The sequence below is a fragment of the Psychrobacter sp. H25 genome (assembly GCF_059076335.1).
In genome coordinates this window covers 240,668-257,390 of record NZ_JCACRV010000001.1, presented here as the reverse complement: position 1 = coordinate 257,390, position 16,723 = coordinate 240,668, and the positions used below count along the sequence as shown (strand labels likewise).

The 16,723-nt window shown below is 44.3% G+C and carries 14 protein-coding genes; 6 read left to right on the top strand and 8 right to left on the bottom strand.

Annotated elements, in window-relative coordinates; genetic code table 11:
* Positions 1–113 precede the first annotated feature (113 nt).
* The 6 genes from AC5JPO_RS01045 to AC5JPO_RS01020 form a co-directional block, all read right to left on the bottom strand.
* The gene (locus AC5JPO_RS01045; protein ID WP_493853064.1) at positions 114–1,922 is read right to left on the bottom strand and encodes an IucA/IucC family protein; all 1,809 of its coding nucleotides are present in this window, start codon (positions 1,920–1,922) and stop codon (positions 114–116) included.
* Position 1,923: 1 nt separating this feature from the next.
* The gene (locus AC5JPO_RS01040) at positions 1,924–3,429 is read right to left on the bottom strand and encodes a pyridoxal phosphate-dependent decarboxylase family protein (protein WP_493853063.1); all 1,506 of its coding nucleotides are present in this window, start codon (positions 3,427–3,429) and stop codon (positions 1,924–1,926) included.
* Between the two features lie 117 nt (positions 3,430–3,546).
* Positions 3,547–4,896 (bottom strand): diaminobutyrate--2-oxoglutarate transaminase family protein, encoded by a 1,350-nt coding sequence (locus tag AC5JPO_RS01035; RefSeq protein WP_493853062.1) that lies wholly within the window; start codon positions 4,894–4,896, stop codon positions 3,547–3,549.
* A gap of 358 nt (positions 4,897–5,254) precedes the next feature.
* A complete protein-coding gene (fhuB, locus tag AC5JPO_RS01030) occupies positions 5,255–7,423 on the bottom strand; it encodes a Fe(3+)-hydroxamate ABC transporter permease FhuB (RefSeq protein ID WP_493853061.1) in 2,169 nt (722 codons plus the stop codon).
* Positions 7,420–8,361 (bottom strand): ABC transporter substrate-binding protein, encoded by a 942-nt coding sequence (locus AC5JPO_RS01025; RefSeq protein ID WP_493853060.1) that lies wholly within the window; start codon positions 8,359–8,361, stop codon positions 7,420–7,422. The genes fhuB and AC5JPO_RS01025 overlap by 4 nt, the downstream gene beginning before the upstream one ends.
* Positions 8,362–8,513: 152 nt before the next feature.
* Entirely contained in the window at positions 8,514–9,278 is a 765-nt protein-coding gene (locus tag AC5JPO_RS01020) for an ABC transporter ATP-binding protein (protein ID WP_493853059.1), read from the bottom strand.
* Positions 9,279–9,450: 172 nt separating this feature from the next.
* Between AC5JPO_RS01020 and AC5JPO_RS01015 the strand changes: the two genes are divergently transcribed.
* Positions 9,451–10,716 carry a siderophore-interacting protein gene (locus AC5JPO_RS01015; protein WP_493853058.1) on the top strand — a complete coding sequence of 422 codons (1,266 nt, stop codon included), beginning with the start codon at positions 9,451–9,453 and terminating at the stop codon, positions 10,714–10,716.
* A gap of 262 nt (positions 10,717–10,978) precedes the next feature.
* Positions 10,979–11,908, top strand: a complete 930-nt coding sequence (locus tag AC5JPO_RS01010) for a haloalkane dehalogenase (RefSeq protein ID WP_493853057.1) — start codon at positions 10,979–10,981, stop codon at positions 11,906–11,908.
* A gap of 108 nt (positions 11,909–12,016) precedes the next feature.
* Here AC5JPO_RS01010 and AC5JPO_RS01005 read toward each other — a convergent pair whose 3' ends face one another.
* Both AC5JPO_RS01005 and AC5JPO_RS01000 read right to left on the bottom strand, forming a co-directional pair.
* On the bottom strand, positions 12,017–12,601 hold the full coding sequence (locus tag AC5JPO_RS01005; protein WP_443526922.1) for a TetR/AcrR family transcriptional regulator: 585 nt from the start codon (positions 12,599–12,601) through the stop codon (positions 12,017–12,019).
* Positions 12,602–12,723: 122 nt separating this feature from the next.
* The gene (locus AC5JPO_RS01000; protein ID WP_493853056.1) at positions 12,724–13,404 is read right to left on the bottom strand and encodes a glutathione S-transferase family protein; all 681 of its coding nucleotides are present in this window, start codon (positions 13,402–13,404) and stop codon (positions 12,724–12,726) included.
* A 240-nt stretch (positions 13,405–13,644) separates the two neighbouring features.
* On the opposite strand from AC5JPO_RS01000, the gene AC5JPO_RS00995 reads away from it, so the two are divergent.
* The 4 genes from AC5JPO_RS00995 to yghU all read left to right on the top strand — a co-directional run bounded on the left by AC5JPO_RS00995 (position 13,645) and on the right by yghU (position 16,723).
* The gene (locus tag AC5JPO_RS00995; protein ID WP_493842994.1) at positions 13,645–13,935 is read left to right on the top strand and encodes a putative quinol monooxygenase; all 291 of its coding nucleotides are present in this window, start codon (positions 13,645–13,647) and stop codon (positions 13,933–13,935) included.
* 505 nt (positions 13,936–14,440) lie between these two features.
* Entirely contained in the window at positions 14,441–14,995 is a 555-nt protein-coding gene (locus AC5JPO_RS00990; RefSeq protein WP_493853055.1) for a carboxymuconolactone decarboxylase family protein, read from the top strand.
* A 111-nt stretch (positions 14,996–15,106) separates the two neighbouring features.
* On the top strand, positions 15,107–15,760 hold the full coding sequence (locus AC5JPO_RS00985) for a DsbA family oxidoreductase (RefSeq protein WP_493853054.1): 654 nt from the start codon (positions 15,107–15,109) through the stop codon (positions 15,758–15,760).
* Between the two features lie 81 nt (positions 15,761–15,841).
* Positions 15,842–16,723, top strand: coding sequence for a glutathione-dependent disulfide-bond oxidoreductase (gene yghU, locus AC5JPO_RS00980; protein ID WP_493853053.1), 882 nt, complete (start codon positions 15,842–15,844; stop codon positions 16,721–16,723).

The following is a 16,723-nucleotide window of genomic DNA, read 5'->3' as shown; positions in this document are numbered from 1 at the left end:
GCCCCTTAGTGATTTGGTAGTAGTGCTTTGATAGTTACGTTAATTCTGGTGCTCGTTTCTATCGAACCCCAATTTATATCGTGTGCTTATCTTTGCCATCACAATATGATTTGCTACGTCATCATAGGGTTTGGGATATCGACATAAATAGACTGGGTCTCGACAGGTGCGGTCAGCTCATCGAGCGCATAGAGTCTGGTGAGTAGATTGCCCTTGAACGGCAATGTAGGGCTGCGCAATAGCAAGTCAAATAACGGACGATGCGGGTATTGTTGCTCTAACGCTATTAGACATGCTTTAAACGTCGTAATTAATGTCGCCTCACTCACCAGCTGAGTACGCGCAATAGCGGTAATCAGGCCAAATATGCTGTTACCAACTAGATAATAGGCAAATCTTGAGTCGGCAAAGTCTTCTGGAATGACGCATTCTCCTTCGCTAATCAGCTCTGGATAAGCATCAATGAGCGGCGTGGCATACTCTGCGATATAGCCAAATCCTTGGTTGTCTCTGGCCCAAAACTTAGTAGGATAGCCGCCTGTTAGCTCAATCAGACTGTTTTGCTGATGTACCTCAAAACCAATACCATGCTGATAGTACATATGAATAAGCGGTATAAAACCAACTTGTAAATAAGTATCAAACCACTGGACAGCCACCTGTTCTAAAGGCTCATCTGTCTGTTTATGGATAGACTTAAACAGTGTCTCTAAGCGATTGGTGAGACGAGTGGGATGGTCTTGGCTTAAGCTGGCAAGATTGGTGACTTGCGTATCCTCTGTGAAAGGATTGTCACGTAAGATACAGATGGTTTCATCAATGATTTTTCCATCCACACGTAAGACAATCCAAGCAGGGTCATTCAATACCGCAATCGTAGGGTACTCGGTTTTGAGCTGAGTACCATAGTCGCTACGCCAGATTCGGCAGGCATGCATACCGCGCTTACATTCTTTGGGCAGATTAATCCGCACCGAATTGGTAATCGCCACAGACAACGACAGTTTAAACATCCAAGGCGCATCAAAGGCCGCTAGCGTGCGTACTGATGTCGTCGGATGCAGATACCAACCAAGCTCACCCAAGTCAAACAACTGACCACTCTCTAACAGCTTTTGATACCACGGCTGCTGCTGCAAAAACCTTGCTTGCCAAGGGTGCAATGGCAACAGCTTATAGTCAGGATGCTCAGCCACAAGCTGCTGTTGATAGTCACTCATATCAGCTTGTAATTTAGATTTGAGCGCTGTGGTAATGCTATCGCCATCTACGAATTCTTCTGCAATGCAACTGGGGTGCACTAGCCAATAATGCAGCTGGGTTTTGCTACTGGTCTCGGGCGCATACTTCGCCCACTCATCACCATAAAATCCTGCGCGGCCTTTGGGTGTGGGGTGCATAGCATGACCGTAAATAAGGTTTTGTTCGGTTTGAATAAAGTCTTGCTGATAGTCAACGATGTCATCAATCTCATCATTACGATGCTCTAAGATAGTCTGCAGCCCCTCATAACTCTCAATCCAGCGCTTTAATACGCCATTGGCATCTAGCGTCGCTTTATCTTTATAACGATGCACAATATCTTCAATAATCAAAGATGCCAAACTCATAGCAGAGGACTTTGTCCATTGGCTATTTTGTAATGAGACATCCGTTTGATTGTTTGATAGCTGCTTATTTAATATAAGCGGCATGTCTGCCAAACGATGCTGACCTAATTGACTCACTCTATCAATAGGTACAACCATTACCGTGTTTAAAGGCGCTAGCTTTAGAACTAGTAGTGGCTTATTCTGTGAGGCCTGCTTTTGTATATCGTCTTGCTGCGCTAAGGCAATAATATCGCCGTGCCCAGTCTCAAAACAGTAAGCATTGATTAGATTTTGTAGTGTGAGTCGATCAAGCGTTCTATGCTGCATCATATTATTTTTTCCCATCAGCTTTTAGTCTTTCAGAATTAAGTCGGTTAAAACCAGCAATAGCCATCTGCTCAATGATGTCTGCAATATCATTGATTTGGGTATTGGGATTTAGAATGGTGAATTTAAGGCAAAGGCGCTGCTCAAACTGGGTGGTGGCCACATTGGCAATATTATTGACCAATAATGCTTGCGCAATGTGACGATTAAGCTGTGCGAGTTGGTCATCAGACAGCGCGGTATCTTTGGGTGTAAAGTAAAACAAAACACTGCTGATAATAGGCTTATGTACCAGTACAAAATTTTCATTTGCATCAATCAGCTGTGCCGCTTGCTTGGCAGTATCCAGACAGTTATCAATCAAAGTTGCATAGCCATCTGTCCCTAGTAAGTCTAGCGCCATCCACAGCTTTAAGGCATCGAAACGGCGTGTGGTCTGCAAAGAGTACGTCACCAAGTTTGGGATATTGTCTTGTTCATCATCAGCAGAGTTTAGATACTCGCTATGATGGCGAATACTCTCGAAATTCCGATTGTCTCGTAAAAGAAAAGCGCCGCAGCTGATCGGCAAGAAGAAATGTTTGTGAAAATCTAAGGTAATAGAGTCAGCCTGATTCAGACCATTAATCAAGTGTCGATAGCGCTGTGATAATAGCAATGCCCCACCCCATGCTGCATCGACATGTAGCCATATCTGTGCATCACGGCAGATCTTGCCAATAGCCATTAGAGGATCAATCGCACCCAAATCGGTGGTGCCAGCCGTTGCAATGATGGCCATCACATTGTCCGCACCTAGCTGATTTATCTGATGTTGTAAGTCAGACATCAGCATGGCGCCTGATGCATCGGTCGCTACTTTAATGACGGAACGTTGACCTAAACCTAGTAGCGCGGCGTTTTTTTCGATAGAAAAGTGCGCTTGGTCTGAGCACAGGATTTTGCCACTTCGCTGACCCATCAGGCCATCCTTTTGCACATCAACGCCCTTAGCCTTATAGAATCGATTGCGTGCCAGCAGTAAACCCATCAGATTACTTTGCGTACCACCACTGGTAAAGACACCACCAGCGTTATGGCCTATCTGTTCATCAAAGAGAGCACCAGAGATGTCACCAAACTGACAACGTTGACATAACCAGTGTATTAAGTCTTTTTCGATATAAGTCGCTGCTGGACTTTGATTCCATGAGTCCATACTTTGGTTAGTGGCCGCGATAATCATCTCAGCAATCTGTCCGATGACTAGTGTGGGTGGATGCAAGTGGGCTAAGCAATTCGCATTGGCCGTCGACACACAACTGGGTAAAAAATTACTTTGAATATCAGCGAGTATCGTGTCGATGTCTCGGCCTTGCTGACGGATGCTAAAGGCATTGGTTGCTTGCACTTGTTGCGGTGTGCCGCCCAAATATACGTTGTTGTCGTCTAGCCACTGTTTGATGACAGCGCTTGTTTTTTGCATATGCGTGACATATTGCTCACTGGTTTGCTGGTTTAATAAATGCAAAATGTCCTCACTTGTTTATTCTACGATGGTATAAATCGCAAATAATTGACTTATTATGAGAGTCGTTATCAGAGTTTTTTTTATAAAAGTGTGAATCATGCTAAGGTGCTGGCAAGACTATTGATTGTCTTCTAGCGCCATATCAAGCCTTTGCAAGACTTGCTGCAGCTCATCTTTGGTTATATTGAGTGGCGGTAATAACCGCAGTACGGTGCCACCACGCCCGCCCTTTTCAATCACCAATCCATGTTTAAAACACGCTTGTTGGATTTTGGCAGCCACCTCACTGTCTGCTGGATAACTACCGTCATTTTGCTTAGGCAGGTTTGGATTAACGATTTCTATGCCAATCATGAGACCACGCCCTCTGACTTGACCTATTTTTGGATAGCGCTGTTGGCGTATTTTTAGCTGCGCCATAAACCACGCGCCTATTTCTAAAACATAATCCGCAACGTTGTTGTCTTTTAAGTAATTGAGAGTGGCAAGGCCAGTCGCCATCGCCAATTGATTGCCTCTAAACGTGCCAGAATGATTGCCTGCCTGCCATACATCGTATTGTTTTTTGATACCCAATACCGCAAGTGGTAGCCCACCACCGATTGCCTTTGACATCACAATCATATCGGGATCGATATCCGCATGTTGATAAGCGAACCAACGTCCTGTACGGCAAAACCCTGTTTGTACTTCATCGATAATCAGCATGATGCCCAGCTCTTTTGTCACTCGGCGCACATGCTTCAGCCATTCTATTGGCGCAGGATTGACACCACCTTCCCCTTGTATGACTTCTAAAATGACTGCGGCAGGTTTCACCACACCGCTTTCTACATCTTTTAGAAAATTTTCAAAGTAGCGCATATGGGCGTGGATGCTTTGCTCAAAAGGCAAGCCAAATGCGCAGCGATACATATTAGGATAAGGCAAAAACTGTACCGAGCTCATCAAGCCTTCGATACCTTGTTTAGGTGCTAAGTTCCCTGTCACCGCCAGCGCACCATGCGTCATGCCATGATAGCCACCGCTGAAACTGACAACACCTGAACGACCCGTGACTTGCTTGGCCAATTTAATAGCCGCTTCTACCGCATCAGCACCCGTCGGTCCGCAAAACTGCAAGCAATACTCATCGCTATTGGTCGCGAGTAACTTGTACATGAATTCGCTAAATTTGTCTTTTAACGGCGTGGTGATATCCAATGTATGCATCGGTAAATTGCTGTCTAATAGATCTTTGATACTTTCTATGACCACAGGATGATTGTGCCCAAGTGCCAGCGTGCCCGCGCCTGATAGGCAATCTATATATTCATTGCCTTCCACATCGGTAATCCAAGCACCTTTAGCTGATTGGATCGCAAATGGCAGCTTACGTGGATAACTACGAACCTTCGATTCAAATTGTTCTTGACGATTTAAGTAGCATTCATTGTCAAGTGATTCGTCTAATAAGATCGTGTCCATAGCTTCAGCCTTGTTGTTGTCAGTCGTCTTGGATAAACATTAAAAAGTAAGTTGTGACGCTTACTTCTTAAAATACTGCTCATTTATATTGAATGATAATGTAAATGATAATCATTATTATTAATGAAGCGTAGTATCTACTACCAATAACTTACTGTCAACCCAGTTTTAGAATTTTTCGGTAAATGAGCACGATAAAAAGAGCTGTTAGCACGAAGTTAAGAATGATGAATTTAAAGATGAAGGAAACTATCAAAAACCGTTGACCGATCAGTGACGCACAGCTACTGAGCACAAACAGTTCCAGACTATCTGTGCTCACTTATATTGTTGGTTAATAGCTGTCTAAAGACAGTTATTATCTGTTGGCTGAGGCTGGCACCTTACGAATGAGCCATAAGAAATAACCACCACCGATGATCGCTGCAACCGTACCTGCAGGTAGCTCATAAGGAAAAATAACATAACGTCCGATCCAATCCGCTATTACCATAACACCTGCCCCTAACAGTGCCGCTAGTGGTAACTGCCTTTCAAGCTTCACAGCGCCCAGTGAAGTCGCTAAGTGAGGTACCATTAAACCAACAAAACTCAATGGGCCAACGGCAAGCGTACTGGCTGTGCTAAGTGCCGCTACTAACACCAATAGCGATAGCGTCACAGGCGTCACTGCCACACCCAAGTTTCGAGCGACTCCTGCACCTAAGCCAAGGACACGCAAGGGTTTGATAATCAACACGCTCAGTACCAATAAGATAATCGCGATACCAATGAGGTACCATACCGTACTGGGCTGGGCGCTATAGGTCGTGCCCGATAGCCAGCTGAGCATCGCCTCTAAACGCGGGTCACCTGAGAGCTTGACTATATGCATCACCCCATCCATCATGGCGGCAATGCCGATACCGACCAGTAATAGATAACCTGAACTGACTCTACGTGCCAACCAAATAACCAGCAACAACACCGCCATCGCACCAGACAGACCTGATATCAGTAACGTCCCTGCTCCTGCAGACAGCCCTAAACTTGGCAATAATAAAAACCCTAAAATCACCCCAAGTGCGGCACCTGAACTGACACCCAACACCTCAGGGCTGGCCATAGGGTTACGCGTTAGGGTTTGTAGCAACACTCCTGCGACTGCCAGCACCAACCCTGTTGCCGCAGCGCTCAAGCTACGAGGCAGACGATATTGCTGCGTGAGCGCCCAGTCTGTACTGAGACCCCAACCGTTGATATCTTGCACAAATAAACAAGCAGCTACAATAATAGCGATCACGCCAGCACCCCATCGCCAAAATACAATGCTCGTATTTTGGCCAGTGGTCATAGGTGTCACTGTCTCTATCCGCGCGCGGCGCTGACGCAAGATCAGCCAAATAATAAGCGGCGCTCCCAAAATACCAGTCATCGCACCCGCTGGAATTTGCATATCCAATATCGGTTCAAGCAACAAAGCAACGTTGCTGGTCAATAGCAATAGCAACGCACCAAGTCCAAATGCGGTTGTCAAACGCTTACCAATAGAGGAAATACCTAGCGCATTGACCAAACTTGCGGCGCCAAGCCCAATAAAACCAATCAAACCAACTTCGCTAATAACCAGTGCCGTCACCACCGCCACGACAAGTACCACCAGAGCTCGAATACCATTGATAGGTACGCCCAAACGTCTCGCTTGCGAGTCATCCAAACTCATCAGGGTCAGCGGCTTTAACAAAGGCAAGCATACTAACATCGCTAGGACAGCCGTTGTTATCAGCGCATAACTCGTATCCCAGCTGCTTTGAGCCAAAAACCCAGCAGCCCACGACAACATACCATTACTGCGCTCCGCAAAGAACAATACCAGTACATTGGCCACTGCGGCGAGCAAAATATTGACCACCAAACCTGCCAGTATCAAAATAAGGGGATTAAATCGACTAGGTGCTGATAGGGCGAATACCAAGCCCATACTGATGACAGCCCCCACAAAGGCCACATAAAGTCCACCATAAATCGCCAGACTGGGTAAAAATAGAGTGACGATAAGCATAGCTAACTGTGCACCCACTCCCACACCTAACGTGGTGTCTGATGCTAGAGGGTTCTTGACCAGCTGCTGTAATAAAATACTAACAACACCCAGTAATCCACCTGCTAAGAGCGCAACCACACTGGTGGCGACTAAGTGGAGCTGTGTCGCCATACTGGCAATATCCAGTTGCAAACTTGGCAAAAACAGCTCGCTGATTGGACGCGTCCAATCTCGATCTAGTAGTGCCCAACCACTCCATCCTGATAAAGCTATCAGTCCAATAAAGGTCACCCACAGTCGCCATGGTGTATTGCTCGATGACGTCGCATAAGTTTTTGGTCGATTTGGTAGCTGCGGCGATGCGTGTGTTGATGAGGTCGACGTGGATAGCGATGATGGCGAATTCGCAACCGTTTCCGTTTGAGAAGGTGATGTCATAGCATGAACACTGTCAACGTTATTATCGATGTTACTATTGATATGATTCGTGGTATTGGCGCTCATAGTGTTGCCCCGCCTTTTAGTGAAACTTCCGACAGGTTATGTGCCAAACTGACTAGTGACGACATGCCCCCATAAATCCATACTGGTGGTAGCTCCGCCATACAGCGATCAGCTCCGTAACCTAAACGCTGCCACACCAAACTGTCTTTGATCTCAGCTTTGGTTATCGGACTAAGCGGATCTATGATAAGTAAGCACGTCTCGTCGTCTAACTGAGCCAAATCTCCCATTCTTATAGGGACAAATCCCCATTGATTGCCCTCCCCTAAGACTACAAGTTCTTTATTCATTTTGTCTAATGCCACTTTGAATAGACTGTTATCCACATACATACGCATGTTGTTGGCATCGGCAAACTGTACAACAGCGAACTTTTTTGCTTTTGGATAACGCTTCTGGAACTGCTGACTGGCAAGCTGTATCTCTTTCTGACTCTGTAAGATATAGTCTTCAGCCATTTTGGTATTATGAATAAGTACGCCAAGCTCCCGCGTCGGTTCGGTATAATCAGCCCATGTTGCTATCTCGCCTTTCGCTGCAAACATCACTGATTCAGCTGGGACATCGCCATATAGGTTGCGAGCATGCTCATAAAAATAGTTATCTATGACCATATCAACTGGTAGCTGCGCGACTAGCTCAGCATTGGGTTGATAGCGAATGCCTAAATCTGTTATAGACGCTGGTAGCTTAGGACTACCAACCCATCTATCCCACACTCTGACGTCACCTGTCGCAATCGGTGCATGTCCCATCGCGGTCAATGTCGCCGCATTACCCCAGTCAGGGGACACAATATTGAACCTGTCACTGGGGTTATTTTGTGACTTATTACTTTGTGGCTCATTTTTCTGGGATTTAAAGTGGTCTTCAGAGTGAGTCTCATCAAGTTGGGTAATGCTTTTTTCGGATGCTGAGTGACTACAAGCACTTAACATTAGGATTACTGCTATGGAGACTACAAATGCTAATGGCTTAACTAACATCAACATGACTATCAAGCGTTTGAAGAATGGATACTGATAATGAACACAAAGCATAAGGGCGTATCTTTTTAGACGAGTGAGAAAAGAAGAGAGGCAATGCGATATTAAGCGACAGCGACGAGCTGTCCTGTTATAGGATGACTGAGCAGCTGCATATCGACATTGAAAATATCGTGTAATACAGTAGGTTGCATGGTGCTTGCGATATCGCCGCTGTGACACACGTGTCCGTTTTTTAGGGCGATAATGCGATCCGCATACTGCGCGGCCAAATTGATGTCGTGAATGATAATCACCACACTCAAGTCTTGCTCATCTACCAAGCGACGAATAAGCTGAATGACCTCAATTTGATAGTGCATATCAAGAGCAGCAAGTGGCTCATCGAGTAATAAGTAGCGAGTATCTTGAGCTAAGCACATGGCAAGCCAAGCACGAGCGCGCTCACCGCCTGATAGTGTTGCCGTAATACGATCCGCGAATACCTCTGTTTGAGTAACCTTTAGCGCTTGCTCGACTTTATCTCTATCAGTCTGAGTTGGCTTTTGTAGCCATTTTTGATGCGGATAACGCCCCAGCATCACCAGCTCACGAACAGTGAATCCAGCAGCGTCAGGCAGTTGCTGCGGCAGATATGCCATTTGCCGTGCCAGCTCTTTACTACCGTAATCGCTAATATTGGTCTCATCTAATGTGATCGTACCCCCACTACTCTTCATCTCCCCTGCCAGTGCCTTGATCAGAGTCGACTTGCCTGACCCATTGTGCCCAACTAGCGCCACCAACTGCTTGGGGTCAATCTCACAACTCACATTGTCTAGTAAAGTATTGTCTTGACGTCTGATGGTCAGTTGGTTTGCACTTAACATATAGGCACTCATTGTTGGTCAAAATTGAGAAAACTAAGGGGTAGTCGCAATCGTTCTCTCAAAACGAAAACGACAATTAAGATGATTTTACTCGTAAATGATAATAAAAACAATTATCATTAACTAATTGGATGTTTAACTTCCTATTCTATAATTTCTGATGAGTATCAATATGACCAATATCCTCTTATCTTCTAAACGTAATAGTTATAGTACAGACAGACCATACACCCCCTTAAACGCCCCTGAATTACAAGACATCATCAGTCATATTAATGAAGAACACATAGATGAGCTGTTAGGGTTTTTACAGGTATTCACTCCTATATCCACCGCTGAATTAAATAATATAGAGGTACGATTGACGACGGTTTACGCTGAAGGTATCGACATACAAGTGCAACCAAAAAACGTAGAGTATCAATCGATTATGGCTCAAAACCAGTTTGAGCAGAGTCAGACTTTTTTTATCGCTTTTGCCGACTCCATTACGCATCCTGATGAGCTGCAAGTTCAATATATTGCGCTCAAACAAAAAGCCGATAAAAAACTGGGCAAAAAAACAATCAAACTGACCAAGCAAGTATTTGATGTACAAGACAGTTATAGAGTCAGCAAAAATATGCTGCGCCTCCAGTTAAGCATGCCCATACCCAGCAACGCCAGTGAGGTCGAACGCGCCGCCTCAGTACCCGTAAACGAAGCCGGCTATGCTTACTTATTTGATTTGGATCACAACGCGCTGACTCAGGAGGCAACAGCTGACACTACTGATAGTAGTGAAGAAAACAATCTACGCCCTGCTCGATCTCATTGTTATTACACTTTGAGAAAAGCGTGGCAAACGTCTACGGATATGCAGGCTTTGGTCGATGTGTTTTTGCATGGGGATACGCCAGGCGGCAGTTGGGCTCAGTCGCTACAATCAGGTGACACCGTGGTGACCAAAAGAGAATTTCCCGAAAAAACTGAGCATTTGCGTGACGGACAGGCGTTACTGATTGCGGATGAAACGTCTATGCCGACGGTCGCTCGTCTACTGGAGCTATGGAAAAACCCTAAACCACCATTGGTTATTTGTGTGACGCAGAATATAGCCGATCAATGTTATTTTGATGCTGTAAAAATGCGTAGCAGCCTTGATGGTATTGATAACGACAACAGTGACACTGATAGTGATTGCAATACTGAAAGCCGCAAGGACAATCACTTTACCGTATTGCCTATAGTGACCAATCAAGCAAACTCGGGAGCAGAATTGGCTACGCTGATTGACAGTCAGTTAGGGGATTATTTGACTCATAATCCTCTACAGATCGATAAAGTTTGGGGGGCATTAGAAGCGAATACTGCCAAAGCATTGCGCCCACTATTAAAAGACCGACTAGCGCTCAGTCGTACCGATGTTGTGGTTAAGGTATATTGGCGTCACGATTAGTTTAGGCCTATAAGATAAAACGCAAAGCCTACCCTATACATAGTCAAGCCTACTGACGCATCCACTATTAGTGTTTGCAGCAACGAATGCTTGTAGGGTATAGTTTTCATTTTGAACGTTTAATCAATATAGTGTATAGGCAGACAGCTTTATCACTGATATTACAAATGATAGTCGAATAGCACGCAGATGCTCATTGCTAATAGACTGTCTAACCTCTGTGCAAGAACGCACGGTTATTTATTCAATTCAAGGACGACATATGAAAACCCTTAGAACCCCTGACGACCGTTTTACTAATCTACCCGATTATGATTTCTCCCCAAACTATCTGATGGTCGATGACACCGAGGGCGGTGAGCTGCGCGTACATTACCTCGATGAAGGTCCAAGAGATGCTGATCCTGTACTACTACTGCATGGCGAGCCTTCTTGGAGTTACTTATATCGTAAAGTTATTCCGTTACTGACGGCTGCAGGGCACCGTGTTATCGCGCCAGACCTCCCGGGTTTTGGTCGATCGGACAAGCCTGCATCGCGTACTGACTACACTTACCAAAGACATGTCGACTGGATGCAATCTGTACTTGATCAGCTAGATTTAAATAATATTACGTTATTTTGCCAAGACTGGGGTGGTCTGATCGGTCTACGATTAGTAGCAGAGCATCCAGATAGGTTTGCTCGAGTAGCTGCTGGCAATACCATGCTCCCAACTGGTGATCATGATCCTGGTGAAGGGTTTCGTAAATGGCAACAGTTCTCACAAGATACGCCTCAGTTCAATGCAGGAGGTACAATCAAAAGCGGTACCACGACGACGCTATCGCAAGCGGTGATTGATGCCTACGATGCGCCCTTCCCTGATGAGTTATACAAAGAAGGCGCTAGGCAGTTCCCATTACTGGTGCCGACTACGCCAGATGACCCTGCTTCAGAAAAAAACCGTGCCGCATGGGCCAAACTTAGTAAATGGGAAAAGCCTTTTATTACGCTATTCAGTGATTCTGACCCAGTGACTGGCGGTGGCGATCGTATTTTGCAAAAACTCATCCCTGGTACGAATGGTCAGCAGCATACAACTATCGTTAATGGTGGGCATTTTCTACAAGAAGATCAAGGTGAAAAGTTGGCTGAGCTGCTTCTCAAATTCATTCGTGATAATCCTGATAAATCTAAACCTTCTCAATAAGCAATTGAGTCATGACGCCATATAGGCACCATCAATAAAAAGCACCCTTACTACCATTATGGCAATAAGGGTGCTGTTGTTAGAAAATATCTTTTTTGTATTGTATTTTTACACTATATTTTTGAAAATATCATCGATGTACCTTTCGACCGCAGCATCGTCGCTAGTCACTTGAGCATAAGTTCTCAGACCTATGATCTGAATCTGAAGATAGCGTGCCAATTCAGTCGATTCTTTTTCTGCGCTGATTTCACCGCTCTCAATAGCTTGCTCAAACCAAGTGGCAAATGAGGTCTCTATTCCTTCTAAAATCCCTGTCGCGTGTGCCAGTAGTTCTGGACTATCATTCTGAGTCAGTTCGGCGACCGTTTTGACGATCATACACATACCGCTTGGTGCTGTTGCCTTATTACACACGATCACAGTGTGAATAAAGTGTCTTAGTCCACCAAGCACCGTGTCTTTTTGTGCCATACAATTGGCCAGTCTTTTTGCGCCTTCTGCTGCATAGCGATTTAATGACTCTATAAATAGCTTGTCTTTGCTACCAAAAGCTGCATAGATACTGCCAGGATGCATGTTGACGACGTCTTGTAAGTTGCGCATCGACGTTGCGTGATAGCCCTTTTCCCAATAGAGATTTTTGGCTTTTTCGATCACATCCTCACGATTGAATTTTATCGGAGCACTCATAATTTTCACCTTAATAGCTTTGCCTTAAAACCTATTTTAAGGCAAAGTTTGTAGAATCAACCTTAGTTCTTGGTTTTAATCACTTTTTATATTATAAGGCTTATTGACCGCTTTTGCTTTGATTAACTGTTTTTATCAAAATTTTGTGGATAAAGTGCGCGTGCCGCAACATCATCAAAGTCAGTCTTAAAATCAATACCTTTAGGGATATCGCGAGCTTTTTGTACCGCAGGACGGGCATCAATGTTCGTAAACCAACGCTTTAGATTAGGATAGTTGTCCAATCCTGCATCACCTAGTACGACCGCTGCCTTATCAATCCAGCCCCAAGCAGAGATATCCGCAATCGTATACTCATCCCCAACCAGATATTCGCGATCTTTTAGATGCGTGTCTAGCACTTCGTAATGACGCTCAGCTTCACGAAGATAGCGATTGATGGCATAAGCGATTTTTTCTGGTGCTTTGTGTCTAAAGTGAACTGATTGACCAGAAAAAGGACCCAGTCCTGATGCAATGAACATAAGCCATGACAGCATCTCGCTACGGTCTTCTGGCTTGCCTGCCAATTGTCCTGTCTTTTCCGACAAGTACATCAAGATAGCAGTAGAGTCAAATACACGTTTGCCATCATCTTCGAGCGCTGGAGTTTTACCATTTGGATTGATAGCACGGTACTCAGGCGTATGTTGCTCACCTTTTAACGTATCAACAGCGACGAGTTCGTATGGCAAACCTGTCTCTTCAAGAAACAGTGCCACTTTCATTGGGTTTGGGGTTTGATGAAAATAAAACTTAAGCATAATCTTATCCTATTGGGAAATAGTCGTTTGATGACTATAAAAGGCTGTAGAAAAAACATAAAAAATAATAGAGAGAACAAAAATAGGCGTCATGATTTGAAGCGTTTTCTTATTGTCTGGCAAACACTATAGCCATAAATGAACGTTCGTTCAAGTAGCAATATATGTTGATATGATAAATTATGTACCCATACAATCCACTCTAACTGTCTCACCAACTCATAATAAAAAGGATCAAACATGTCTGAATTAACGATTATTGCTCATATAACCGCAAAAGATAGTAGCGTTGCTCTTGTCAAATCTGAACTTGAGAAACTGATACCCATAACACGCGATGAGGAAGGATGTATTCGTTATGATCTGTTCCAAGATAACGACAGCCCTGCTCATTTTATGTTCCATGAAAGTTGGGCAACGCGTGAATTATGGCAGGTTCATATGGAAAACCAGCATCTAAAAGATTTTTCAGCAGCGACTGAGGACGCCGTCGAGTCATTTGTTCTGCATGAGATGACTGAGGTTCGTTAACCTCCTCTCCAAAGCTCATACCCACTCGATAAGTGTCAACGTCAACATAAAGAAATAGAAAAAGGATAACAGTCTGCTCCCTTTTCTATTTCTACTCCTATTCTTTGGTATATCTCTGCTTCGGTACTGTCATGGTGCAGCGATGACTTAATTATCTCTCTTTGTCAGTGCTGCTTATGACCCGCCAATACGCTTTTATCACTTTATAAACGTACTCACTTACACAGTGTTACTTCATTAAGATATTGATATTATTATCATAATTACTACAGATCGTAGAAATGTAATTTGGTCATTACAATTTAGTTGAACGATTACTCAAATAATTATTGAGCGATTGCTCAATATCATTTATAGTAGTCTCTATTGATTCGCTTACTAAGCAAAATCATCAGTTTTGAGTAATCATTCAAAATAATGATCGATATCAAATCAACGATTACTCTTGGGCTATCTTGAAACCCTAAAACATATTAAGTTCAAACCGACTACTAGGAATTGTATTATGACCGAATTTACACTACACGATAAAGACAGCGCGCCACAAGAAAGCAAAGCATTGCTTGATACCTCTATCAATGCTTTTGGTATGATCCCAAACCTACATGCTGTTATGGCTGAAGCACCAGGCTTACTAGAAGGCTATCAGCGTCTTCATGAGCTGTTCTTGAACAGCAGCTTTGACGATGAAGAAACCACTGTCGTATGGCAAACTATCAACGTCGAGCATGCCTGTCATTATTGTGTTCCTGCTCACACTGGTATCGCCAAAAGCATGAAAGTAGATGATGCTATTACTGATGCGCTACGTGATGAGACTCCACTACCAACTACACGTCTAGAAGCACTGCGTGATTTTACACTTTCTGTTGTACGTGGTCGTGGTAATGTAGACGATAGCGCCGTTCAAGCGTTCTTGGATGCAGGTTATACCAAACGTCAAATTCTAGAAATTATTCTAGGTGCAGCTCAAAAAGTCATGAGCAACTACACAAACCATCTGGCTGATACACCTGTAGACAAACCATTCCAAAAGTTTGAGTGGCATAAAGCTGGTTAATAGCAGCACCAGCCTATCGCTGACACCGTCAATTTGATGTTTTCATACTGTTGTTCGAAACATCTTCGGGCAGCAGTTTTTCATTTTAATATATCGCTAATGAGAGTTAATATGGAACATTTAGAGAAACCCTTACAAATAGACATCGTGTCAGACGTGGTATGCCCTTGGTGTGCCATTGGCTACAGTCAACTGGCTGCCGCATTAAAGCAAACCAACACCCCTCATGAGATTCACTGGCATCCCTTTGAGCTCAATCCCAACACGCCAGTTGAAGGACGGAACTACCGTGAGCATATCATGGGAAAATACGGTACAACTGCTGAGGATGTTAAAGAAAGCCGAGCTAGAATGACAGCCGCAGGCGCGGAAGTTGGCTTTAATTTTCAGTTCACAGATAACTTTCGTACCTATAATACTTTCAATACCCATCAGCTACTACACTGGGCAGATCAGCAAGGGCGTATGCACGATTTAAAGCAAGCGTTGTTTGTCGCACACTTCGTCGATAATCGAAACGTAGGTGACAGTACAGTACTTGCAGATATTGCAGCAGATATTGGACTGGATCGAGCTGAGGCACTTGCGGTCATCGAAGATCAACGCTTTGCTAATATGGTACGTGAATCGGTACAGCATTCAAAACAGCAAGGCATTCAAAGTGTGCCATCGGTTGTATTTAACGGTCGCCATCTGGTAAGCGGTGCTCAAGGCGTCGAGAATTATAAAAATATTTTAAAGCAATTAGCAGATATGCCAGACTAAAAAACGGCCTTACCTGACTCATTACTTGTATCACGTCTTATCTATAATATTGAGCACATTAACCTAGAAGGTACCATAATTATGTCAAGTTCTAATCATTACGAACCGCCTATTATTTGGACATGGGATGCCGAAAGTGGCGGCAAATGGGCGAGCGTTAACCGCCCTATCGCAGGTCCAACCCACGAAGGCAAATTACCTCGTGGTAAGCACCCTCTACAAATTTATTCGATAGGCACACCCAATGGGCAAAAAGTCACTATTATGGCAGAAGAGCTACTGGCTTTGGGCGTTGTAGAAGCTGAGTACGATGCGCATCTGATCGAAATCGGTGAGGGAGATCAGTTCTCGTCAGGGTTTGTTGATGTCAATCCAAATTCAAAAATCCCAGCTTTGTTTGATACCGATACCGGTAGCCGAGTATTTGAAAGTGGTTCCATCTTATTTTATCTGGCCGAAAAGTTTGGAAAATTACTTCCAAAAGATGCAGCGGCACGTACCGAAGTGATGAACTGGTTATTTTGGCTACAGGGCTCTGCCCCCTATCTTGGCGGCGGTTTTGGGCATTTTTATTTTTATGCACCAGAAAAGTTCGAGTATCCTATCAATCGCTTTACGATGGAAGTCAAACGCCAATTAGATGTATTGGATCGAGAGCTGGCAAAAAATCGCTATCTAGGTGGCGACGAATACACGATTGCAGATATCGCCACATGGCCTTGGTATGGCAATCTGATACTTGGAGAGGCCTACGATGCAGGAGAGTTCTTGCAAGTTGAGAGCTATAAAAACGTGCGCCGCTGGGCCAAAGAAATTCTTGAGCGCCCTGCTGTACAGCGCGGTCGCAAAGTAAACCGCGCTTGGGGTGAGCCCTCCCAGCAGCTTCATGAGCGTCATGATGCTTCAGATTTTGATTTAAAGACTCAAGACAAGCTGAACGCCGATAGTACTGATGCAAAATAG